The organism is Calothrix sp. PCC 6303, assembly GCF_000317435.1.
Classification (GTDB): Bacteria; Cyanobacteriota; Cyanobacteriia; order Cyanobacteriales; family Nostocaceae; genus PCC-6303.
On record NC_019751.1, the window covers coordinates 2,558,099 to 2,580,244 of the forward strand.

Genomic DNA, 22,146 nt, shown 5'->3' on the forward strand with positions numbered 1-22,146 from the left:
ATTTACTTTTTACCAACCAAACCATAAATCTCCATCAATTTGGTGTAGCTTTTTTGGGGGGTATATTTGGTTTCATATTCGTTTCTGACTACCAAACGCATTCGATCGAATTCTGCGGGATGGTTCAATACCCATTCCACTTGCTCTACCAAGTCTTCGACGTTACCCGGTTGAAATTGCAATCCGGTTCTGCCATGTTCTACCAATTCCGCGATCGCACCAATTTTGGCGGCAATCACGGGAGTACCCTTGGCAAATGCTTCTGCTGCCACCCGTCCGAAGGTTTCGTACCATTCAGAGGGAAAAATCAACACCCTGGCACTACCCATGAGACGGTGAACTTCTGGCATCGGTTGTCTGCCCAACCATTCAACTTGGGGTAATTTTTGAGTAATTTGTTGGACTCGCTCTGACAGAGGACCATCCCCAACTATTTTCAAAGGCATTTTGCCACCGATTTTTTCCCAAGCCGAAAGTAGGGTATCTAATCCCTTTTCCACTGACAACCTGCCGACAAAGAGAGCATATCCACCACTGCCATCTCCCATACCGGGATCGGGAATAAAGTTGGGTTTGACGGCGATTTTTTCGGGGGGAAATCCCGCAGCGATGAATTTTTGTCGGGCAAATTCCGTCAGGCAGATGTATTTATTTACCATTTTTGTCCAGGTTTGTAGCGATCGATGGGTGACGAGCATCGATGCGACGACTGCACTTGCGGCTTTGTTTTCTCGGTAGCAGCCATTGATAACACCGGGGTAGGGAATAAATTTCCCCAAACAGTCTTCGCAGACTTGACCTTCGCGGAAAAATAAACCGTTGGAACAGAGCAAGCGATAATTCCGTAATGTTTGCACGACAGGAACCCCTGCCGATTTGGCTGCGTAGTAGATGGAAGGGGAAATCAGGGGGAAGAAATTTTGCACATGCATCAAGTCCATGGGGGATTTTTGCAGTTTTTCCCGGACAATATTGTAGGATTCATCCGACCAAATCGTTCGCAGTGCCATTTTTGCAGCACCAATGGTTGCAACGCGATCGTTATGTTCTTCGTACACATCAACTTCGTGTCCCATTTCCCGCAATAGTCTCTCTTCCGATTCTCGGGATTCGTCTTCTCCACCACGGATTTGATAGTTATTGTGGACGCTCAAAATTCGCATTCTACTTCCCCTTATGAATAATCCCTGCTAATACCGATCGATAAATATCTTCTAAAGCTTGATTTTGTTTGTGGAGATTGAAGTGCGCTCGTACCCTTTCTATTCCCTTGTTACTAAACTTTTGCCACAAATCCCTATCATTTAAAAGTTTTAAAATATACTGTGCCAATTTTTCACTATCGCCTTCCTTTGCCAGCAGTCCAGTTTCTCCATGGCTTACTGCTTCGGAAATGCCACCGTGATCAAAACTGACGACGGGCAATCCTACTGCTTGGGCTTCGGCAAAAACGATACCAAATCCCTCAGAATCTCCCGAACTAGCACGGATACTGGGAACACAAAAAACCCTGGCTCTGTGCATCCAGGATTTCACTACATCAGAGGGTTGGACTCCCAGAAACCGGTAATTTACCAGGTTTGATTTTGCCAAATGTTCTAGGTTCGATCGCAATTCCCCATCCCCAATAATTACCAATTGCACTTCTGGCATGGTGGCTTGAACTCGGTACATGGCTTGCATGAGATATTCACAACCCTTTTTTTCCACCAATCTACCGACGAATAGAACGATCGGCTCCCTTTGAATATCGGGATTGGGTTGGAAAATTTGGGTATCGACACCGATGTAGTGGACTTTTATTTTCTCTTCGGGAAAATTTTGACGGATGAGTTCGGACTTGAGAAACTCCGACACGGTGATGAATAAATTGGTTTCGTGCTTGAGTTTTTCCCGACGTTGGAGGTAAAGCCTGGTACTGATGGATTGGGTACGGGCATAGCGATCGCTCATTGTCGCATCTAAACCGTGGAAGGTGACGATCGAAGGTACCTGTAATTGACGAACCAAGGGAAGTGCCAAAGCTCCGCAAACTCCAAAATGGGCATGAACTAAAGCAGGAGCGAGTTGTTGGACTTTCTGGTAAAGTTGGGGGGCAATTCCCAAAAACTTAAAACCCAGCTCTCGAATAGAACCGATAACACCACCGTTGTTGACAACCAAAGTTCGATCGATCGGTAATTCCAATCCTCCAACGAATTTGGCTCCCACGTAGTAGGGGGTAAATGTTTTCAAACCTTCGGCTTGAGCGCGAATAAAGGTTTCCGATTTGGCTAGCAAGCGACCGTTGAATACGACTAAATTCGGGTTAGGCATGGGTTAATACCTCCCGATGCAATACCTCTTCGTACAACCGGACGATCGATAATCCTTTTATGTCCCAGGTATATTCTTCCCTGGCTCTTGTTTTCGCTGCTATTGCCATTGTTGAAACCATCTCTCTATTTACCGCCAATTTCTGCATTGCTTCGCATATCCCGGTTATTGCTTCCCCTGCATTCCTCGCTTTGACTTTAAATCCGCTTGTATCGGTAATTTGAACTGCTGGTCCCCCCAAATCCAAACAAATTACGGGTTTGCCAGCAGCCATTGCTTCGATGCATACCGTCGGTGAAAAATCGTGCAAACTGGGATGGATTAAAACACTACTTGTTCCTAAAATTTCTAGGGTTTGGTGTCGCGATAGCTCACCTAAGAACTTAACTTTGTTAACGATTCCCAATTCCCTTACTAAAGTCTCTAATTGGGAACGTTGAGAACCATCCCCCACAATCCAGTATTCGCTTTCTGGGATATTTGCCCGTGCAAAAGCTCTTAAACCCAAGTCAAACCCCTTCCAGTGCAGCAGACGACCGATACTAATAAATCGGATGGGATTATGATTTGGTGAAATGGTATGTTTTTCCAAAATTTCCCAATCTTCGCGATCGATTCCCGTTTGTCCCAAAATTTGTTTGACTCGTTTTGCTCCCAATTTAGTCACGCGATCGCTTGTTTCTCGCGTACATACCAAAATCATCGCGCTCCGCTTTGCCGTCAATTTTACGAAGGGATCGAATTCCCCAATTCGACAACTCAAACTTCGCAACAATTCATGTAATTTTCCCTGTCGATCGAAATTCTTCCAAAAGCCTTTTGGTGCAACTTCCCCACCTCCAACTGGTCCCCAAATAAAAGGAACGGGAAGCAACGCCAGAAACACTGGGTAGCAATAGCGACCATAGGTGACATGGTGGATAAGATCGAATTTTTCTTGGGAATGTAAATTGCGGGCGGCAAAATAAATTCCCAATTGCCAAAAATAATAGTGCAAGTAGACGACGGTACGTTCTTTACGCCACCAAATCAGCCATTGTGGTAAATCGTAATAATATACTTTTAATTCCGGTAGGGGATTTAGTTGCAACTCGGCTTCGATACTGGGATGGTTATCCTTACGGGTAATTAACCATACTTCTTGGCAATGGCGGGCTAATTCCCGTACCGTACTCCAACCTACACCCCCTTCCGAGCCGATTTTGGGTTTACAAGCATAGGCAGAAATGAGAATTTTCCAAGGTTTTTTCATCGGTTGTTGGATTCTAGTCATCGCTATTTGATAATTACCTGTTGCAATTCTTTGCTAACAATTTCCGTATATAGTTGTGCTAGCGATTTCGCTTTGGCATTCCAGTTATATAAATCCTTTACCCTGTTTTTTCCTGCTTCACCCATCTGCGATCGCAATTGGGCATCGGTTGCCAATTTTGCCATTGCTGCTGCCAAATCTGCCACCGCTTGCTCGGGATTAATTGCGTGCACCTTGATTCCAGTTTGCGGGGTAACCTGGGTTGCCGGACCACCCAAATCCAAACAAATCACGGGACGACCAGTTGCCATCGCTTCTAAACATACCTGTCCCCCCGATTCGTGCAAGCTGGGATGTACCAAAATTGACGCTTGACTCAAAATTTCCAGGGTTTCCTGACGGGATCGATGGTTCCAAAATTTGACCCGATTCCCAATCCCTAATTCTTCCACTAGAGCAAGTAATTGGGCTTTTTCCGCACCATCTCCCACAATCCAATATTCCACATCTCCAGGTAAATTAGCCTGGGCAAAAGCTCGCAAACCCAAATGAAATCCCTTCCAGTGTAACAGCCTACCGATGCTAATAAATCGCACCGGATAATTAGCTGCCAGGGAATATTGGGATAGGTGGGAAATCTCCCCATCCAATAAACCCAACTGGGAAACAACCTCAATTTTTTTGGCTCCCAATCTCTTCAGGCATTTTGCCGTATCTTCCGTGGTTGCCCGTGCCAATACACTACGTTTGGCTGTTATTTGCACAAAGGGATCGAGTTCGCTAAGGGTACGAGCCAAATTTCGCATGACTTCGTAGAATTTTCCCCGCAGACTAAAATCCGACCAAAAAGCCCCAGGTGCGGATTCACCCCCTCCCACTGGTCCCCATAAAAATGGTATGGGAAGTAAAGAGAGAAAACTGGGACTCCAGTATCTGACGTAGGTGAGGTGGTGAATTAAGTCAAACTTAATGTCTCGGTGGAGTTTCTTGGCGTATAAATAGGCTGCTATTTGCCAGAGATAATAATGGATGTGAACGCTTTTTTGACTGGGTTTGAGCCAACGTAGATAGGAAGGAATGTCGGAATAGACAATATTCAGTCCGGGGATGGGATGGGTTTGTAAAGCCGCTTCGATAACTTTGCGGTTATTTTCCCTGGTTAGTAGCCAAATATGATGATATTGCAAAAGTTCTGGAACCAGATTCCAACTAATTCCCGGTTCCGAACCTTCATTTGGTCGGCAAGCGTAGGCAGAAATGAGAATATGCAATTTTTCGGGATTATTGTTCATGCTGATTTCCCAAAACAAAGGATGTCACATCTGCCAAAAATTTGCCCGCAGCTTCGGGGGTGTATTTATTCATGATTTCCTGGGACTTTTTCCCCATTGCTGGCAGCAATTGAGGATTTTCGATCGCTCGTTCCATGACTGCGGCAATGGTTTCCGGTTGGTAGGGATCGAATAGGTACCCATTTTCCCCTTCAACCACTAGTTCCGAGGCACCAGCCCATTTTGATGTCAGAATAGCCTTACCCAAAATCATGGCTTCCAAGATTACCAATCCCCAGGTATCTTCTAAGGTGGGAAGAATAAAGGCATCGGCTCGACGGAAGTATTCTCCCAAACATCCATAATCGACCCTTCCCAACCATTGGATGTGTTCTTCTAATTGATTTTCTCGGCAGTATTGCTTTAATTCTTCCACTTGCTTACCATCCCCAATAATTTGAATCGTGTAATTCTCTACACCTTTTTTTGCTAGGGATGTACATGCTGCCAGCAACAAATGTAACCCCTTACGCGGGACGATTTGACCGACGAATAGGAAAACGGGATGGTGGGATTCGGATTTGGATTCGGGTTGAATTTGGCTGATCTCTGGGGAAGAATTATGACTTGCCAGTAGGGATTTGGCGCAGGGGACTTCGTAGGGTTGGACGAATACCTTGGTTTCGGGGACCTTGAGAACTTGAGTCAGGTAGTTTTTTCCCTCATTGCTGTTGCTAATTAAAGCGTCCGCAGCATTTGCCATAACTTTGCGGAGGTACAAACGATGGGGAGAATTCCGAAAATCAACGCTGGGGGAACTACCTTCGTAAGCGATCGCGACTTTCCATTTTCCCAGCGGTTTAAACAGCAAAGCCAAGATAGTCCACACACCAAATGCATTCGCAAAAACTACATCGGGTTTGAATTCCAAAAGCCGTTTGCCGATATTTAATGGCATGTAGGTAAAGTTGTTACCGTAACCCGTTGTGGATTTACTCAGGGAAATAATTTTGCGATCGCCTACCAATTCAAATTTGAAGGAGTCTTCAAATCCTGGAGCAAATCCCTTCCAAACGGTGGTGAAAACGGTGGTATTGGGAAATATTTTGGTCAGGTGAGCCATTGCTGGCTGCCAGTAGTAATAAGCCGTTGTTAGTAACCAGGCAACCCGAGTTTGGTTCATAGTAATTAGAAAAATAAAATTAATTCCAATAAAGTGAATTCCAATAATTCCAAAAATTCCAAAAACAAATATTTTTATTTGTCCTGGAGAACGCTATTTTCAATTACATTTTTAACTACATCTGTCAAAAAAATAGCAGATGTTTTGGGTGTATGCTGGCTCATGATTTCCCGCGATCGATCCCCCATATCCCCAATCTGAGGTGGATTATCCATACATTCTTTCATCGAGTTTGCGAGTTCTTCCGGAAAGGAAGGGTTAAAAGTGTAACCATTGTCTCCTTCTCTAATTAGTTCTGCCGAACCTGCATTTTGAGAAGCAATTACCGCTTTCCCCAAACTCATCGCTTCGAGCAATACCATTCCCCAAACATCTTCGTGGCTAGGAAATACAAATACATCGATGAGGTGAAAATAGCTTCCTAGATGGCTGTAGTTAACTTGTCCGAGCCAAGAAATATTGGTAGCTAAATTGTATTTTTTCGCCAGTTCGTCCAATTCCTGACGCTGGTTTCCTTCCCCTGCAATGAGTAGGGAATATTTTTCGTATCCTTGCTGTTGGAGGATGTAACAAGCTTCGATGAGTTCTCGAATTCCTTTTCTGGGAATAATTTGTCCGATAGAGAAAAAAATTGGCTTTTGGAGTTGAATAGTTTGAGGGAGATTTTGACTGAGATGGGGGTCAAAATCCTGCAATAATGCTTGTAGATCTGGTACGAGATAGGGATGTACGAAAATAGTATGGGCATCTATACCCAGAACTTGATGCAAATAGTCTTTTCCTGGTTGGTGGTTGGTAATAAATCGATCGCAAAACTTTCCAATCCGCCTGCGAGTAAATATTCTCAATTTTGAATTTCGATAGTCCACACTGGGGGAACTACCATCGTAGATTAAGATAATTTTCCAGCTAAAAACTAATTTGAGAATCGCGACAAAAATCGTCCACAGACAAAAGCCATCGGCAAAGATAATATCAGGTTTAAATTTCCATAAATAGGGGATTATTTGGGGTGAAAGGTACATAACATTATTGCTGTAACCACCCGAGTTTTGTTTTAGTTCCAATAATTTGCGATCGCCAATAATTTCGACGGCAAATTTCTGTTCGTATCCCTTGGCAAAGCCCTGCCATTTGGCTGTAAATAATTTTGTTTGTGGAAATATGGACACAAATTCGGTGAGGATGGGATGCCAGTAGCTTGGCGCTGCTGTTAGGAGCCAGGCAATACGCAGGTTATTCATGTTTTATAGAATTTATGCTTTTGTTGGAAGTTCTTATCTGTTATTAGCCAAATATTTTTATTAAATATTTATGATTAAGTAGGTAGGCGGGAAAATTTACAACTATGTAACAAAATGTAAATAGCTCAAAACCCTTGCGTAAAGCCTACGGCATTTAAGAAAGGCGTAGCCTGCCCGGAGGGCTTATGCTACTCTGCGAGAACGCTTTCAGCGAACGTCGTGCCTCCAACCTTCGGTTCGTAAACTACGCAATGACAAAGTATAGTTCTGTTTATTTATGCCCACCTACTTAATCGGGATAATTAATCTTGACGTTCGATATTCAGGATGATAGGGGCATCAATATTTCATACTAGAATTTACATCCAAAAACAACATTATCCGTAAATTTACCGGATAACCCAGCAAAGAAATGAAAATAAATATAGGTAAATTATGCCTGGAGATAACAATGATTTTTATTCGTACGGCTAGAACAAAAGCTCGCACAATTCTATATCGGACTTTTGTCGGCGATCGCCGAACAAGATTATACGATTTATCCACAATCAAACCCCAGCAAAGACAGACGCGATCGCCCGTAATTCAGTTTTATTCTTCTGTGGATAATATCGGGAATTTTACCCCGGTGATTGGAATTCAAGAAATGCTCGGACATGTAACGGATACTTGGTGTATCCACGACAAAGAAATTGATTTCGATTTTATCAATAGTAATTATAAGTGTGCAATTATTGGCGGTGCGGGATTATTACACCAATGTTTTGAAGGATTTTGGACTAAGTTTTTAAATGAATGCAAAATCCCGGTGATAATTTGGGGTGTGGGTGTATGTTTGCCCGATAAAACGGGTGTACGGAAAGATTTGTTGGACAGTACAGCGAATGCAGGTGTCGATCGGAAAATAGTTGCAGAAGTGGCTAAAAAATGCGAATTAATTAATGTGCGTGATGATTTGACGGCAGAATATTATGGATTTGATAATGCCGATATTAGTGCCTGTCCCACTATTAAAATGATGCAGAATTTCCGAGATTCTGTTGATCGCAACTCCCAAACGGCTTTATATAGTTCTCACGAGGAGTTGGTTTCGGAAGTAGACAAACAGGAAATCAAAGCGACAATTGCTAAGTCGATTACAAAATTTAGATATACAGATAATATTCAACGAACTTATTTAGGGCTTAACGATATTATTTCAGATTATTACTGTCACAGCCAGTTATTAATTACGACGAGATTGCACGGTGCAATTATTTCTTATGGATTGGGGATTCCCTATATTGCGATCGCTCGCGATGCTAAAATGCGGGAATTTTGTCGGATAAATGGAAATGGCATTGGTGTGCAAAGTGTTGGTGAACTCAAAGATATTCTCAAGGATTTTTCTGCAAACACGATCGAATTAAAACCAATCGCGATCGAGCCAGTATTAAACTTTGGAGAGCGGGCAAAAGCTTGGGTATTACAGTATTGTGATTTATCGATTAATTGAGATAACAGAAAATTGAATTAAAAAAATTGAATTAAAAAACCCAGTCATTTAAAGATGACTGGGTTTTTCTAGTATACCTGTCTACGAAAGATAAAGTGCTTGCAGTAAAGGCTTTACAGACACGATAAATACATTTATACTACTTTTTCATCGAACGTAAAAATGAGGTTTCTGGGGTTTAGAAATCAAAAATATTAAAAGTTGGGAAAAACATAGCTGTCCTTTGAAGTAAATGTGAATGGATAAAACTCAAAGATTATAACGCTCGTATTCTTAATGAATTTAGATGTAATCTAACTAACCCACATACTGTCATAATTACCTGGTTGTAACGATGCCTCCCTAGGTGAAATCTGTCGCTAGCAACGTGAAAAGTTTTGACTCGACAGATTAGATGCTCAACACTAATTCGTAAAGAGGATAGTTGTTTATTTTCCTCTTTTTTAGTTTCGGAAAGCTCTGCTTTTTTTGGTTTCTTATGGGGTGTTGTAATCGTTCCCTTCATTTAATAGTGCGTCAGCTTGCCTTTTCCTCTCTAGTACATACATGAAGGCAGTAGTGAGTAGGCAGTAGGTAGTAGGGGAAAGCTGATTATTACTGAGCTTTAATAATGGTCTGCTTATTTACGCCGTCTTGTACTAGCTACGGCAATAAGCTTATTGCGATTGAGACGCTGGAACACTTTTTTTCGGTATTTTGAAATAGTTGCTTTAATTTTCCAATTAATTAAAGTTAGTTTATCATATTCTAAGTCTTCGATTGGAGAAAATTTATTTTCTTTTGCTAGTTCCAGTACTTCTTGAGAAAGAGAGCTTTCATCATTGATAATACTCTTGATGTAATTATCTCTTTGGAAATAGTATTTATCCAAATTAAAAACTCGTTCGTATAACTTCTCCTTGCCTAATATTTCAAGAGTTAATAAGGTTCGATTGCATTTCCAACAAACTCCACAATTCATTGGATCGCTTTCTTTTCTTTGTACCTGGTAGTCTGTATCGACGCAAACATCAAGAAAGTCGTAGCTATATTTGTTACAGGACACTACTTCTGTTTTTTCTACTCTAGAAAATCGGGAACCAATCGAATATACCTTCATCGTTTCAGTTCCCATTTTAGCCAAAATTATTGGGTCTAAATGAGCAGATGTACCGCCTTGAAAAACCCCACAATCCTTATAATGATAAGCAGATGAATAATAAAATTTTCCTAGTAGTTTTTGGATAGCTAAAGCTGGTGCCATATTTCGGACAGAATGAATTTGGGAATGACTCATAGTAATTAAATCTGTAATATTACTATCAACTTCTATGATATCTATGCCCAGTAGTGAGGCTAAATTTTTGACATTTCCTAGTTTGTTTTCATGCTCGACTTTATTATGTGTTGCTCCTGCATAAAAATTTAGGAAGTGGGTAATCTGAAAATTGGTAGGTGAATCTTTATTAATTTCGAGACTGCAGAAACTATCGATACCACAAGAAAAAGCCAATCCAATTGCATTTTCACTATTAATTGATTCAGAGTAAAGTTCTTGGGCTGAAATTTCAAAATTTCGATAGTCTTTATTTGTCATCAACAAAATCGGAATTACTTCATTCTTCAGATTATAAAATAGACTTTCGGAGATACTTCCATTTACAACAATATTCCTACCAGTTTGAAGTGCCAGAGGAATTGATGCAACGACAAAAGCATCATAAACTTCATGTATAAGATACTTGGCATTTTCTTTTTGAACTGCAAAATAAATAGTTTTACCATCAATAGAAGCTGTTAAATAACTTTTTGAAGATGAAATATTGGAATCAAATATAGATTCTACTTGGCTATTCAATATTTGAATGTTCTCGATGATTATGTTATTCACTGACAGAGCAATCCTCCTATAGGAATCCTATAGTATAAATTTGAATAATAATAGCTTCAATATCCGAACCATGAATCAGATGAAAAGCATATTTTTTTAATGATTCAATGCATTACAATCTCGCAATATTTCTGCATATAAAGTCTCGTAACGGCGAGCTTGTAGTTCCAGAGGGTAATCGGATTCTGCTTTTTTCCGAGCATTGTCGCTGAGTTTCTGATGGCGTTCTTCATTTTCTAAAACCCAAATAATTCCTCTTGCTAAATCATCGATTTCGTAGGGTTTAACCAAATACCCATTGTTCTGATGTTCGACAATATCCGCTAATCCTGTATCAGCAAATGCAATGATAGGAGTACCACAAGCGATCGATTCGGAGGCAGTTTGTCCAAATGCTTCTTGAACTGACGGAGCAATCATCACATCCGCAGCGGCATAAACCAAAGCTAACGCGATATCATCGTTGATTTTCCCCAAATAGTGGGCATTAAATCCCAAATCTAGGGGTATTTCGGGTGGAGAAGCACCAAAAACAACAACTTCAATTTTTTGATTCCATTCGGTTTTGGCAAGTTGCTGTAATGCGGGTTGGAGTAAATGAAAACCTTTTCTTTGGTCTTGTGTAGCATTGAGCGCACCAAATAATACCAGTTTTTTATCCAGTGGTAAATTTAACGCTTTGCGGGCAACTTGTTTATCGATAGGTTTGAAAACATTAGTGTCCAAGCAAAAAGGAATGACCTCGATTCGTTGGTTTTTAAATACCGAACTGGCAGCAGCAGACTTTGCCATCCACTGAGTTGGAGCTACAAGAGTAAGATTGAGGTTTTGCCAAGCTTTGATTTTGCGATTCCATACTTTCTGAGACAAATCATCATCGCGATCGCTACTAAGCATGGGACATTTACCGCAGGATTGGGTATATCGATCGCAGTTATCTGTATAGTAGCAACCACCAGTAAACGACCACATATCCATTAAAGTCCAAACCAGAGGTTGCTTTAATTTTGCCAGGGTTTCGATTTGAATAAAACCCCTTCCTACCCAATGTAAATTCACTATATCGGAATTGAGATGATTAATTTTAGAACGAATTCCATCCCCTAACCACTGGGGAGAGAAGGAATTTCTACCCTTATGTTTGTAGGAGTTTATCGGATGTTGATTGGCATTAGCAATTAATTCTCCCAATCCCCTTTCCAAGTAGGATTTTGGTGCAATAACTGTTTTATCTTTGCTCGATTTATACCTCACTAACATTTGGGAGTTGACACCAATATCAACCAAACCTCGATGGACGCGATAGGCTGCACGAGCTGCCCCTCCGACAAGATCCAGCGTACTTAAATGCAGAATTTTCATATTTTATCGATCGTACAAATTTTTACCGAAACTGTGCAACAATTTCATCGATACGTTTCATGTGTCCCCAACTTGCTTCTCTTAATTTTGCGATCGAGTTGAAATCAAATTGATTTCTCACATTTCTCACGTTACTAGGACGACTCAGAAATCTAAAAAGACGACTTACTTTTGCGTTAGATGGAAAAATCGCAAATTCTGCATCGATACTTTTCAAAAACTGCTTCGCTTTGCCAGGTCCACCAACACTAAAAAATGGAACACCTAATGCTAGGGCAGTCAAGCCCAAATGTAGCTTATAGGAAATTATTAAATCTAAGGAGCGAAGAAACTCCATTGTGTTTTTTGGATCGGTATAGATATGATTTTTAATAAATGGTGAATTATGCTTTGGTGATAGTTCCCAATTGATTGAAGAGTTGGGCAAATATGTTGGTACAAAATGAAAAACAATATCTTTTCGAACTTGAGAAATAAATCGTAGTTGATTTACTAATAAGTTTGCTTGAAAAGAAGCGGGGAGATTTATTCCGACCTGGATTTGCTCGTTTGGTTTAGTTCTAGGAATAATATTCCAATAATCAGCAACCGAAAGTAAAACATCTGGATAAAAAATAGATTGCTTACCAAATTTTTGAAATAATTCTACATCTTCTGTTAATCTTACAGTTGGAGTTTGACAAGCATCTCCTGAAAAGAATTCTAATCGCGTCTGCGATAAAATAGCATTCTCCCCTAAGCCTTGACCCCCGATCGAAATTGGAAATACTGGGCAATTATGCTTGATACTTCTTAAATATAATTCCTGAAATTCCTCATCTACATTTTTGGTTAAGTTATTGACTAAAACTCCACCGCCACCAATAAGACAAAATTTAGAACCGTCGAATAATTCATCCCAAGAGTCTGTAGTATTGATTTCATATTTCTTGGCAAGATTGTTATCTAAGCCATAAACATAAGGCTCTGCACCTAATTTTTTCAAATAAGTGGCAAATTGAAGAGCCATTATATCGTCACCGTAATTGCCGTAATTATACGAACCCCAAATAGCTGCTTTCATAATTAATAATTTGTGCCTGATTTTTGCAATAAAGTCTATCTATCAATTTGCTTTACATAGCAAGGTCTATTTACGCTTTATTTTGATAGCCCGATGGAGTTTTAACTTGACTCTAGTTAAAAAACTAGGATCGAATCTAGTTTTCTGCGTAAAAGTGTCAGCTTTTTTGTGAGCAATTATATTTGCTGGATGTTTCAAAGGAAAAGTAATTCCTGAAATCGACCTATTAGCAAAGGGAGTAGTTTCACTGGAGTTTGTAGTATTCGTAGCCTTCACACCAAAGCCAATATTAGAAATAAAATTTACATTTGGGATAACGCTAAGACCATCGTGAAACCATTGAGAAAATAACCATTGATAATCCCAAGTATTAAACTTGCCATTGTAGGCATCAATGAGCATTTTCTTTTTCTACGATTTCTTGATAGTTTCCTGCCCGAAGCACAGCACCATTCTGAAGCACGTAAACTCGATCGCAATCTTTAATAGTGCTCAAACGGTGGGCAATAATAATTAAGGTTTTTTCTCCACTCAAAGACTGCATTGCTTCTGTAATTAAACTCTCGGTTTCGTTATCTAATGCAGCAGTTGCTTCATCGAGAACTAAAATTTGCCGCTCGTGATATAGCGCCCTAGCAATTCCAATTCGCTGTCTCTGTCCTCCAGATAAAAGTACTCCCCTTTCTCCCACCATCGTGTGAATTCCTTGGGGCAATCTCTCGATTAAATCTTCGAGTTGTGCTGTTTTAATTACCTTTTGTAATCTGGTTTTATCAATAAGATGTTCGGAAACTCCAAAAGCAATATTTTGGGCGATCGTCTCATCTGTAAGAAAAATACTTTGAGGAATATAGCCGATCGAATTCTGCCAGGAGCGCAAATCTTGATAAATCGACTTACCATCAACTTTGATATCACCACTATCGGGAACCAACAATCCTAAGATGACATCGACCAATGTTGTTTTACCCGCTCCCGACTTACCAATAAGTGCGACGGACTCACCCTTTTTAATCTTTAAAGAGACTCCATTTAATGCAAGCTCGGATGCATTTGGATAGCGATAATTAAGAGTATCTAGAGTAATTTCTCGATCGAATATTAATTCTTTTCCCCGACTAGCATCACTAGATGAATATTGTCTATCGAGCAACTTATCAATTTTTTCTAACTCTTTTAAATCATTATAGAGCTTATTGAGAGTGAAGCTATGCTTTTTTAATGAAGTCATGCTCACTGCCAAATTACTGAAGGCTGGAATTACTCGAATCGAAGCGATCGCAAAAACACTAAGAACAGCAGTCAAATCTCTAATATCATTATTGAAAAGTAAGAATATAGATGTAAACCCTATCAAAAATACTACTAAGAATGTTTCGATAATAATTCGAGGCAATAACTTAAAGCCAAAGACTCCACTCATTGCTTCAACATATATATGTTCTTGTTCTAGCATTTGCTGCTCGAAATATGGAGAACAACCAATTACCTTGGTTTCTTTTATACCTCCCAATCCATGATTAATAATTCGTATGATTGACTCGGTTGATATAGATGCCTGCTTTCCCCAAGCTTTTATTTTATCCTTAAAATTATTTAATAATAAAAATACGGGAATCACTGTTCCTAGAATCGCGACAACAGTGAAAAAATTAGTCAAAGATAATAATAGAGTCAGCGAAAAAGAAATAATCAGGTTCGAGCAACTATTTAGAAGAGGGATGAGAATTCCATTGGAAAAATCCTTTGTTTCGTTAACGGTATTTTGAACAATATAATTAGAACTTTTACTGAGGTGAAAAACGTAAGGTGCATTTAGATAAGCATGTAAAAGTTTACTCGTTAACTTTCCCTGCTGTTCGTAACTAAATGTAAAAACGTAAGTTTGAACCTTCCAACTAATATAAGACTTCAGGCAAAAAGTGATAATAATAATAGTTCCGATCCCAGCAATAAATTTGTTTTGACCGATGGCACCAGTCAATTCGTAAATATTGTTTACAATTTGATTTTCAAAAACAACTTTAGGATTACTAGCTAAATTAATAAATGGTCCAATTAAACCAATTCCAAATGCCTCCATTAGCGATACTAATAAAAAAGATAGTACCAGTATAACTAAGTGACTTTTGTTGGCAGGTAGCACGTAGAGAAGTTTTTTTAGATAATTACTCATAGATAGGAACTCACGACAATTATTTAGCTCGAAATATTAAGTTAACAGAAGAATTTGATTCTCCGTATTAGCGAACCTAAAAACAAATGGATTTGATTGGTACAATTTATACATTTCATAGATGCAAATCACAGGAACACCCAAACAATAAACGTCTACGTACAATCCCTGTTGGCATCCGGATGATTGTTGATACAGGGTATTATTTTTCTTGGCAAAATGAATCAGATGTTACAATTTCCCCTTTGACATCGCAAATACAACCATTAGATACCAAAGCTTTCTCCACACCGCGAATAATTGCACAACTACCTTTGAAAGATAGTTCGTCATTTAACTTCATTTCCCCATTCCCAGACAATCGCACCGCGATTCTCGTGTCATTTTCTCCTGGGATTTTCACATCGATTAAAATTGTTTCTCCGCTCGATGATATAACATTTACCGTTACATTTGTAGGCACACCCAAACTGGGAAATAGCACCCAAGCAAAAGTTGCATTTCCAGCTATTTCAGTTTGATAAATAGCCGTAGAATTGGGAGTTTTATGGTTATATTCCCGACTCCACCAACCCTGCATGGGAGATGCCTGTCCCCGTACAACTGTGACATCCCAAGGGAAATTAGCAGCAGGAATAATTTGTAAATTTCCCACATCTTTATCGATCGAACCGACAGATTCACCCGACATTACCACCGTACAATCGGGATGAAAATGCCATAAAGCTTCAATTGTTCGGGGTCGATTCGTAAAAATGCGATCGACTACCACCCAATATTTATTTCGCAAATAGAGAACAGCCCTGGTGTGGGTTGCTTTACCTTTAATATTGATATAACCGCGATCGAATGTTTGTTGGGCAAAGTCAAACTCTTCTGTAATGACACAGCGATCGATTAGGGATTGGTAGGATTGTTTGCGATCGTTTTTTTGACCCTGGCGATCGACTAAAATTACATTGTGTCCGGCAGATTCGCGGAAATACTGCCAATATTTATTTCTGACGTAACTATACCTACCACTATCTACTAATAAATCACGACCATAAGCTGATATTGATAGATGTAGTTTATCGTGATGGACGTGATAGTTTATCCCCAAAGCACCCATATCGAAAAATCCCCAATGGGATGATTCTTCCCAACCACTTCGCATGACTAATTGACCAGCCCAAGGAAAAAATATTGATGGTTTTTTGGCGATTTCGGCGAATGATTTGGTGGGGTTCTCAGCGGGTTCTTGACCGTGATTTAATATATATATCCAATCGGGTCTATGATAGATTTTACTTGCCGATATTAATGCTTCACGATTGTCGTCCAAATCAGAATCGTTATTAAGTAAACTCATCCCATTTGAAGATATAGAATAAGCCAAATAATTCCACATGTTTTCCAAATAGGAATGGAATCGATCGGGGACTGGTTTTCCCATGGCAACTAATAAATCGGCAAAATCTTGGAAATCATCTAAAGTTGCTCGATGGTAATGGCTGGTGAGTTCTTTATGAGCGCCATCGGGATAAACTTGTTGGATAATTTCTGCTTCTAAATGTTTACAGGCATAATCCAGCCATTTATTCGCATCTTTAAATTCCGACCAACAACAAGCAATAAGCGCCAAACTTTTCATTTCCTTGACTAGCCAATTCGCTCCCCATGTGTGCATGTGCCTGAGGAAATATGCATGTTCGACAATACTAGAAAGCATTAAAATTCGGCAAGCATCGCTAAATTCTGGAACATCTTGCAGTCCATAAAAAATATAAGACCAATGATAAACTCGCCATGCAACTTCTAGTCCACGCCACTGAGATCGAATATGTTTTTGTTCGCTATTACTCGAAATTATCCAATCAATAATATTATTATTTAAATAATGAATATATTCTAATTTGCCAGTTTGCTTATAGCTGCTAAATAACTCTTTGATATGGTAGTGACGATTTAGGAACCAAGCCCATTCTCGATCGTTTTTTATTCCAGAATAAGACCAATTTAAAAAACCATTCTTAAAACGAGGAACTTGGGATTTTACTGTTTGGAAAGTATAGATATCATTTATGATTTCGTCGGCATCTCTTGATGTTAATATATTATTACTGCAATTAGAATTTTCCAGCCATTTTATCGAATAATTTCCCAGCCAGGATTGAATTGGTCTCTGATGGTAATAATCGATTAATCCCCGACAAGCAGCATCTAAGTTATTGTCTAATACTGCTTGTTTAACCAGTTCCAAACCTGGTTTTTCTAAATTTATATTTTTAAATAAAATTTTTACCCTTTTGGGATATAGCTCGCATACATCTTCAATCGCAACGGGGATTCGATCGAACGAATAATCCTCTCTATCTCTGTTACCGTCTAAACTGGTGTTACTAGTCGGTTGATTATTTACGATAACCGCAGCCTCAAAAAAGGGATAGTTAGCTCTTCTTTTAAGTTTGGATTTAACTTTTTTATAACCAACTTTTATCTCGTATAAATAATCTTGAATGTCGGATATTCTTGAATTTATGCCAAGATTTTTATTCGCCGCCAACCTTCCATACAACTGTCTAAATAACATCCTCTAATACCTTCATTTTCTATGGGATGAATTTGCGAAAATCCTTGGGGAGCATCGACTTTTTGGAATAAGCATAATTATCTAGCGCCAGAAAACTCACTATATGGGTTATCTAAAAAAGTCTATCTGGCAAAACCGGATGCTGCCAATCCTTATGACTAATTAGTCTTGTTAGATAGTTAATTGGCGAGCGATCACAGGCAATAGTTAATAATATCTGACAGTTTATTCGTTATAGAATTTATAAATATATAACTACAAAATACGATCTAATATTGTCCGAGCGTACCGTTCGGCAGAATTCTGTTCGATAAAGGATTTCATTAATATTGATCGTTCTTCATCTAGCACGTTCGTTTTTTTCTCCAATAAAAGTTTTGTAATCCCTTTGGCAATTTCTTCGGGTACTGTGGAGTCGATCGCAATTCCTAGTTTGTAGCGTCGTACCATTTCACCCATCAAACCATAATTAGAGCTTAGGACATTTTTTTCCGTAGCGGCAGCCCAGAGGAGGATTCCACTCATCCCTACATGCTTTTGATAGGGAGCGAGGACAAAATCGGTTAATTGAAAATAGGGTTGAATTTCTTCATCTTTAATAAATTCGTAGCGCCGAATAATTTGTAAAGGCTTTTCCTGACAAACTTCAATAATTAATTTCTCGATCGAGCTTTTAATTCCACATTCTCCCACAATTAAAATACAGGTTTGCCGACAGATATCGTCGGATAATTGTTTGAGAGATTTTAATAATTGGTATATTCCCTTGCGTGAAGTAATTGCACCAAATAGTAAAAATATTTTTCGTCCGGGTTCGACTCCCAACTTTTGTTTATCCAATTTTTGTATTACATCTATTTCTTTCACCTCTATCGAATCCATGCCAAAACTAGAATTTTTACTCGGAATAATTTCCATTGGATCGGGTAAATGTATACATTGAGTTTGGGAATGAAATTTATTTAGATAACTTATGGCAAAAGGATCGAGACAAAATAAATTTTGCAATTGAGGATTCCTGAGAATACGAGATAAAAGAATATTTTCCCGTGTTGCTTGCACTTTATCCTGTAAAGAAGATTTATATTCGTCAAATTCGTTGTAGTGAAATGTGGGACGAAAATAAATTCCCGAAAAAGAACAGGGTGATTTCGCTCCTAATGCCAGGGGAAGTCCACAAGTATCGAAATACATAATTAATGCACGATCGATTTGTAAGCTTTTGGCATACTTACAATATATCGACCATTCGCGAAAATTCCGCAAATTGCGTTGAACTTTTGTTTTGCGTGCGTTGAGAATGGACTCGTCTGCTGCGCTAATAGCTGTAAATTTGATATTTTTGCTATCTCCAACCAGCGATACTACATCTCCATGTTCTTGGATAAATTTTGGAGACACAACAATATTTAAATTTTTGGATAAATCGCTATCGAAATTATGTTTTTCCCAGTATTTAATTAAATATTGGATATAACTGGGATGATGACCTTTAATGGAAAGGTCGAATAACATAATTCTGTTAGTTTGCTTGTTTTGAGTTAACTGCTTGATCGACATTAACATTATTCCTTTTTTTGCTGGGACTATCCTAACTCCCTCTTTCTCAAGATAGATATAGAATCAGTACTTTTTGTAATATTGTCGTATTTGTCGATGCTATTTTATGATTTATTTTGAATGATCGAGTGCAACGAGTCATGGATAAATTTAATTATTTAATTTCTTTTGACCGGATAGATCCATAAACTTAAAAATAACTACTTGATACTTTTGTAAAACTCGTACCGGACGAATGAAGTAATAGAGAAAATATAAATAATTTGGTAGTTTGACTAAATTCAAATCTTTTTCTGTTGGTGTAAACCATCCCGAATAATTCATTAAATCTACTAATACCTTTACCTTGTCGGGAATTCTTTCTCGCGTGCGAATGTGGAATAGGTTGATATGAACTTCTAAAATTATTTCTTTATTCTCTACAAATAATTGCTTGCTAATTTCCAAAAATAGCGCACCAGCTTTTTTATCTAATACTGCTTGCTGCCATATTGGTTCGGGAATCGGAGCAGCCAATAAATTACCGACAAGCAAAAAAGCTAAATTAGTCAATCTCCGAAATCCGAATCGATCTGCTTTGCTTAATATCGCATCCCAATCCATTTTGGGATAGGCTCGAATTACTTCTGCAACGTCGCAAATTCGTTTTAAATTTCTCCAACATTCTTTATTCCCATTCAAAATCAATAATAAAAACCAAGCTTCGGGAGATAAATTAGGAACGCTACTACCTCCTAATTCGTAACTACCTAAACTATCCCACCAAAAATTGGGTTCGATCGCACAAGATAAATGTTCGGGAATAATTTCGCTGTGAAGATCAATATTAAGTAATCCATTTTTACCAATTAAATGACATTCCCAACGAACTTGAATTTTTGCTTCCAAGCCTTGTGATGTTAATAAATCTACAGCTTTGCTAAAGTCTTCTTTTCTTACTAAAAAATCTAAATCTGTAATGTGACGTAGGGAATAGTTGCGATAAACGGCACTAGCTAATAGGGGACCTTTAAAAGGGAGAATTGGAATTTGATGTTCGGTAAATAACTGCTGAATTTTCAACAATTCTTGTGTTTGAATGAGATTATTAAAAGTATTTTTTTGATAGTACTGGCGTAATGATGCTAATACTTCTGGTGGAACCGAATTCGGACAAATATTATTCAGATTCCAATACAACATTTGCATGACACCATGCATGTAAGCAACCTGGAGTATCTTACCCCAATCCAGAGCCTGCGCGACTAAGTTATGAATACGATCGATTGTTTTTAAATCGTGCTGTGTACGACTACAGGCAAGAATTAATTCGATTTCTTGACTAGTTAAAATATCCGAACTTTGGCGATCGAATTTCTCTAGAGTTTGCATATCTCCTGGTTGCTTATTACTATCGTATGTATTGGTGGTCATACTTTCCTACTCGATATCTTTGCAATTTGGGACTTGATAAAAAATTACACGTAGTTAACATTTCTACCTAAAATTGGTAAATCGGGAAATTACGCAAATAGCAAATATTGGAACTCTAGATGATTTATGAAATAGATATAAGAAGATGAGCTAGTACATCTTGGGGAATATGTACTGAACAAGCTTTACTCAGATTATGATACAGGAGTCTTTGCACTCAGTGCTGACTCGCTGGGATTAGTAGATATTCCCAGTCAATATTTTTTTTTACTAGAGTTTTGATGCGAAGCTTGCGTGATGTGAGTTGTTCGCATGTAGCGTTATCAATACTTGTTCGGCTACAGCACAGTAGTAACTCAACTTCTCGACTATAGTTGGTTATGGGAGTTTGGACATTCGCTTTGGACAGTATTTTCATATTAAATGTGAGATAAGTAATCAAGTTATACTCTATCTAAGCTACTGAGTTTTCATGAATTAAAATTGTAATAATTTTGACAATTTTAGAGGAAGCCACGTCTTTATATACAGAGATATCTTTGAGTATCTAAGTGTTATTACGGCGATAAAAAATACTATCCGGAACTTAGAAGGTAAAACTTTATCATGCGATCGCACAATCCCAAAAATGACTAAAAATGGGGTGCAGGAAATTGCACCCCAAAAATCACATTATTTACGTGTTGACAGATTACTAATTATTGCCTGGTACTACTGTGGCTTTCACGTCAACGGCAGTTACACCTTTAATCTCTTTGGCTAAGGGTGCGATTTTTGCTAGTTGATCCTGCTTGGCAACTGTGCCACTCACTGTCACCGTACCGTTCTCTTCAGCTTTCACAGCTAAAGCACCGTTAGGTATATTCGCTTCTAGTTTGGAGCGAACTTGACTTTCTAAGTCTCCTGTGGCTCTATCTGTATCTCCACCTGTGACGTTGTTGCGCTGTTCACGAGCGCGGATATCCTCGTTTAGCTGTCTTCTACGCAGTTCGCTTTGAGCATCGTTTTGGGCTGCTTCGGTTGATGTTGAATCTGGTACTTGGCTGGATACGGTTTCGGTACTGCTGGGTGCGTCTGCACTGGTTTTGGCTGGGTTTTCACAGGCAGCGGTACCGAGTGCAAGAAGAATACCTACAGTAATGGTGGCGATTTTTTTCATATTTGTTCCTTTTGGGTTTATTGATAGATTACTTAAGTGGAATTGATGGAATTAATTTCTTTGAAAAAGGCAGTAGGCAGTGGGCAGTAGAGGAGCTTTCTAGTAAGGGGGATAAACCTTGTATATTTTAAGAACCGTAGTTTAAAGTCAAGATTGTGAGTAGGCGTAGCCAGCCCTACGGGCTTATGCTACTCTGCGAGAAGCCTCGCT

At 38.9% G+C, this 22,146-nt stretch carries 17 protein-coding genes; 1 reads left to right on the forward strand and 16 read right to left on the reverse strand.

Going from position 1 to position 22,146, the window contains the following annotated elements; translation table 11 throughout:
- Positions 1–2: 2 nt before the first annotated feature.
- The 6 genes from CAL6303_RS10430 to CAL6303_RS10455 all read right to left on the reverse strand — a co-directional run bounded on the left by CAL6303_RS10430 (position 3) and on the right by CAL6303_RS10455 (position 7,266).
- Complete coding sequence (locus CAL6303_RS10430) at positions 3–1,163, reverse strand: glycosyltransferase family 4 protein (protein ID WP_015197816.1); 1,161 nt, start codon at positions 1,161–1,163, stop codon at positions 3–5.
- Position 1,164: 1 nt separating this feature from the next.
- The gene (locus CAL6303_RS10435; protein ID WP_015197817.1) at positions 1,165–2,316 is read right to left on the reverse strand and encodes a glycosyltransferase; all 1,152 of its coding nucleotides are present in this window, start codon (positions 2,314–2,316) and stop codon (positions 1,165–1,167) included.
- Positions 2,309–3,589 (reverse strand): glycosyltransferase family 4 protein, encoded by a 1,281-nt coding sequence (locus CAL6303_RS10440; protein ID WP_015197818.1) that lies wholly within the window; start codon positions 3,587–3,589, stop codon positions 2,309–2,311. The genes CAL6303_RS10435 and CAL6303_RS10440 overlap by 8 nt, the downstream gene beginning before the upstream one ends.
- Positions 3,590–3,591: 2 nt before the next feature.
- Positions 3,592–4,860: a glycosyltransferase family 4 protein gene (locus CAL6303_RS10445; protein ID WP_015197819.1), complete on the reverse strand. Its 1,269-nt coding sequence runs from the start codon at positions 4,858–4,860 to the stop codon at positions 3,592–3,594.
- The gene (locus tag CAL6303_RS10450; protein ID WP_015197820.1) at positions 4,850–6,022 is read right to left on the reverse strand and encodes a glycosyltransferase family 4 protein; all 1,173 of its coding nucleotides are present in this window, start codon (positions 6,020–6,022) and stop codon (positions 4,850–4,852) included. Before CAL6303_RS10450 ends, CAL6303_RS10445 begins: the two co-directional genes overlap by 11 nt.
- Before the next feature lie 74 nt (positions 6,023–6,096).
- Positions 6,097–7,266, reverse strand: a complete 1,170-nt coding sequence (locus CAL6303_RS10455) for a glycosyltransferase family 4 protein (RefSeq protein ID WP_015197821.1) — start codon at positions 7,264–7,266, stop codon at positions 6,097–6,099.
- Between the two features lie 451 nt (positions 7,267–7,717).
- Here CAL6303_RS10455 and CAL6303_RS10460 point away from each other — a divergent pair, with 451 nt between their 5' ends.
- On the forward strand, positions 7,718–8,761 hold the full coding sequence (locus CAL6303_RS10460) for a polysaccharide pyruvyl transferase family protein (RefSeq protein WP_015197822.1): 1,044 nt from the start codon (positions 7,718–7,720) through the stop codon (positions 8,759–8,761).
- A gap of 256 nt (positions 8,762–9,017) precedes the next feature.
- On the opposite strand, the gene CAL6303_RS29105 is transcribed toward CAL6303_RS10460, so the two are convergent.
- From CAL6303_RS29105 to CAL6303_RS10505, 10 genes are all read right to left on the reverse strand, one after another.
- Positions 9,018–9,266 carry a transposase family protein gene (locus tag CAL6303_RS29105; RefSeq protein WP_083866304.1) on the reverse strand — a complete coding sequence of 83 codons (249 nt, stop codon included), beginning with the start codon at positions 9,264–9,266 and terminating at the stop codon, positions 9,018–9,020.
- Positions 9,267–9,380: 114 nt separating this feature from the next.
- A complete protein-coding gene (locus tag CAL6303_RS10465; protein WP_144051027.1) occupies positions 9,381–10,598 on the reverse strand; it encodes a hypothetical protein in 1,218 nt (405 codons plus the stop codon).
- Between the two features lie 129 nt (positions 10,599–10,727).
- Positions 10,728–11,993 carry a glycosyltransferase family 4 protein gene (locus CAL6303_RS10470; RefSeq protein ID WP_015197824.1) on the reverse strand — a complete coding sequence of 422 codons (1,266 nt, stop codon included), beginning with the start codon at positions 11,991–11,993 and terminating at the stop codon, positions 10,728–10,730.
- Between the two features lie 22 nt (positions 11,994–12,015).
- Complete coding sequence (locus CAL6303_RS10475) at positions 12,016–13,056, reverse strand: polysaccharide pyruvyl transferase family protein (RefSeq protein WP_015197825.1); 1,041 nt, start codon at positions 13,054–13,056, stop codon at positions 12,016–12,018.
- 66 nt (positions 13,057–13,122) lie between these two features.
- Positions 13,123–13,458, reverse strand: a complete 336-nt coding sequence (locus tag CAL6303_RS10480; RefSeq protein ID WP_051036638.1) for a hypothetical protein — start codon at positions 13,456–13,458, stop codon at positions 13,123–13,125.
- Positions 13,448–15,232: an ABC transporter ATP-binding protein gene (locus tag CAL6303_RS10485; RefSeq protein ID WP_015197826.1), complete on the reverse strand. Its 1,785-nt coding sequence runs from the start codon at positions 15,230–15,232 to the stop codon at positions 13,448–13,450. Before CAL6303_RS10485 ends, CAL6303_RS10480 begins: the two co-directional genes overlap by 11 nt.
- A gap of 202 nt (positions 15,233–15,434) precedes the next feature.
- Positions 15,435–17,804: an alginate lyase family protein gene (locus tag CAL6303_RS10490; RefSeq protein ID WP_015197827.1), complete on the reverse strand. Its 2,370-nt coding sequence runs from the start codon at positions 17,802–17,804 to the stop codon at positions 15,435–15,437.
- Between the two features lie 255 nt (positions 17,805–18,059).
- Positions 18,060–19,364, reverse strand: coding sequence for a glycosyltransferase (locus CAL6303_RS10495; RefSeq protein ID WP_015197828.1), 1,305 nt, complete (start codon positions 19,362–19,364; stop codon positions 18,060–18,062).
- A gap of 150 nt (positions 19,365–19,514) precedes the next feature.
- Positions 19,515–20,777 (reverse strand): nucleotidyltransferase family protein, encoded by a 1,263-nt coding sequence (locus tag CAL6303_RS10500; RefSeq protein WP_015197829.1) that lies wholly within the window; start codon positions 20,775–20,777, stop codon positions 19,515–19,517.
- Between the two features lie 694 nt (positions 20,778–21,471).
- Positions 21,472–21,936: a BON domain-containing protein gene (locus CAL6303_RS10505; RefSeq protein ID WP_015197830.1), complete on the reverse strand. Its 465-nt coding sequence runs from the start codon at positions 21,934–21,936 to the stop codon at positions 21,472–21,474.
- Between the last annotated feature and the right edge of the window lie 210 nt (positions 21,937–22,146).

What these genes read in the sequence shown, in the direction of transcription:
- CAL6303_RS10435 (WP_015197817.1), bottom strand. Translation starts at nt 2,316, where the DNA reads ATGCCTAACCCGAATTTAGTCGTATTCAACGGTCGCTTGCTAGCCAAA.
- CAL6303_RS10445 (WP_015197819.1), bottom strand. Translation starts at nt 4,860, where the DNA reads ATGAACAATAATCCCGAAAAATTGCATATTCTCATTTCTGCCTACGCT.
- CAL6303_RS10460 (WP_015197822.1), top strand. Translation starts at nt 7,718, where the DNA reads ATGATTTTTATTCGTACGGCTAGAACAAAAGCTCGCACAATTCTATAT.
- CAL6303_RS10480 (WP_051036638.1), bottom strand. Translation starts at nt 13,458, where the DNA reads ATGCTCATTGATGCCTACAATGGCAAGTTTAATACTTGGGATTATCAA.
- CAL6303_RS10505 (WP_015197830.1), bottom strand. Translation starts at nt 21,936, where the DNA reads ATGAAAAAAATCGCCACCATTACTGTAGGTATTCTTCTTGCACTCGGT.
- CAL6303_RS10450 (WP_015197820.1), bottom strand. Translation starts at nt 6,022, where the DNA reads ATGAACCAAACTCGGGTTGCCTGGTTACTAACAACGGCTTATTACTAC.
- CAL6303_RS10500 (WP_015197829.1), bottom strand. Translation starts at nt 20,777, where the DNA reads ATGACCACCAATACATACGATAGTAATAAGCAACCAGGAGATATGCAA.
- CAL6303_RS10485 (WP_015197826.1), bottom strand. Translation starts at nt 15,232, where the DNA reads ATGAGTAATTATCTAAAAAAACTTCTCTACGTGCTACCTGCCAACAAA.
- CAL6303_RS10440 (WP_015197818.1), bottom strand. Translation starts at nt 3,589, where the DNA reads ATGACTAGAATCCAACAACCGATGAAAAAACCTTGGAAAATTCTCATT.
- CAL6303_RS10490 (WP_015197827.1), bottom strand. Translation starts at nt 17,804, where the DNA reads ATGTTATTTAGACAGTTGTATGGAAGGTTGGCGGCGAATAAAAATCTT.
- CAL6303_RS10495 (WP_015197828.1), bottom strand. Translation starts at nt 19,364, where the DNA reads ATGTCGATCAAGCAGTTAACTCAAAACAAGCAAACTAACAGAATTATG.
- CAL6303_RS10475 (WP_015197825.1), bottom strand. Translation starts at nt 13,056, where the DNA reads ATGAAAGCAGCTATTTGGGGTTCGTATAATTACGGCAATTACGGTGAC.
- CAL6303_RS10470 (WP_015197824.1), bottom strand. Translation starts at nt 11,993, where the DNA reads ATGAAAATTCTGCATTTAAGTACGCTGGATCTTGTCGGAGGGGCAGCT.
- CAL6303_RS10455 (WP_015197821.1), bottom strand. Translation starts at nt 7,266, where the DNA reads ATGAATAACCTGCGTATTGCCTGGCTCCTAACAGCAGCGCCAAGCTAC.
- CAL6303_RS10430 (WP_015197816.1), bottom strand. Translation starts at nt 1,163, where the DNA reads ATGCGAATTTTGAGCGTCCACAATAACTATCAAATCCGTGGTGGAGAA.
- CAL6303_RS29105 (WP_083866304.1), bottom strand. Translation starts at nt 9,266, where the DNA reads ATGAAGGGAACGATTACAACACCCCATAAGAAACCAAAAAAAGCAGAG.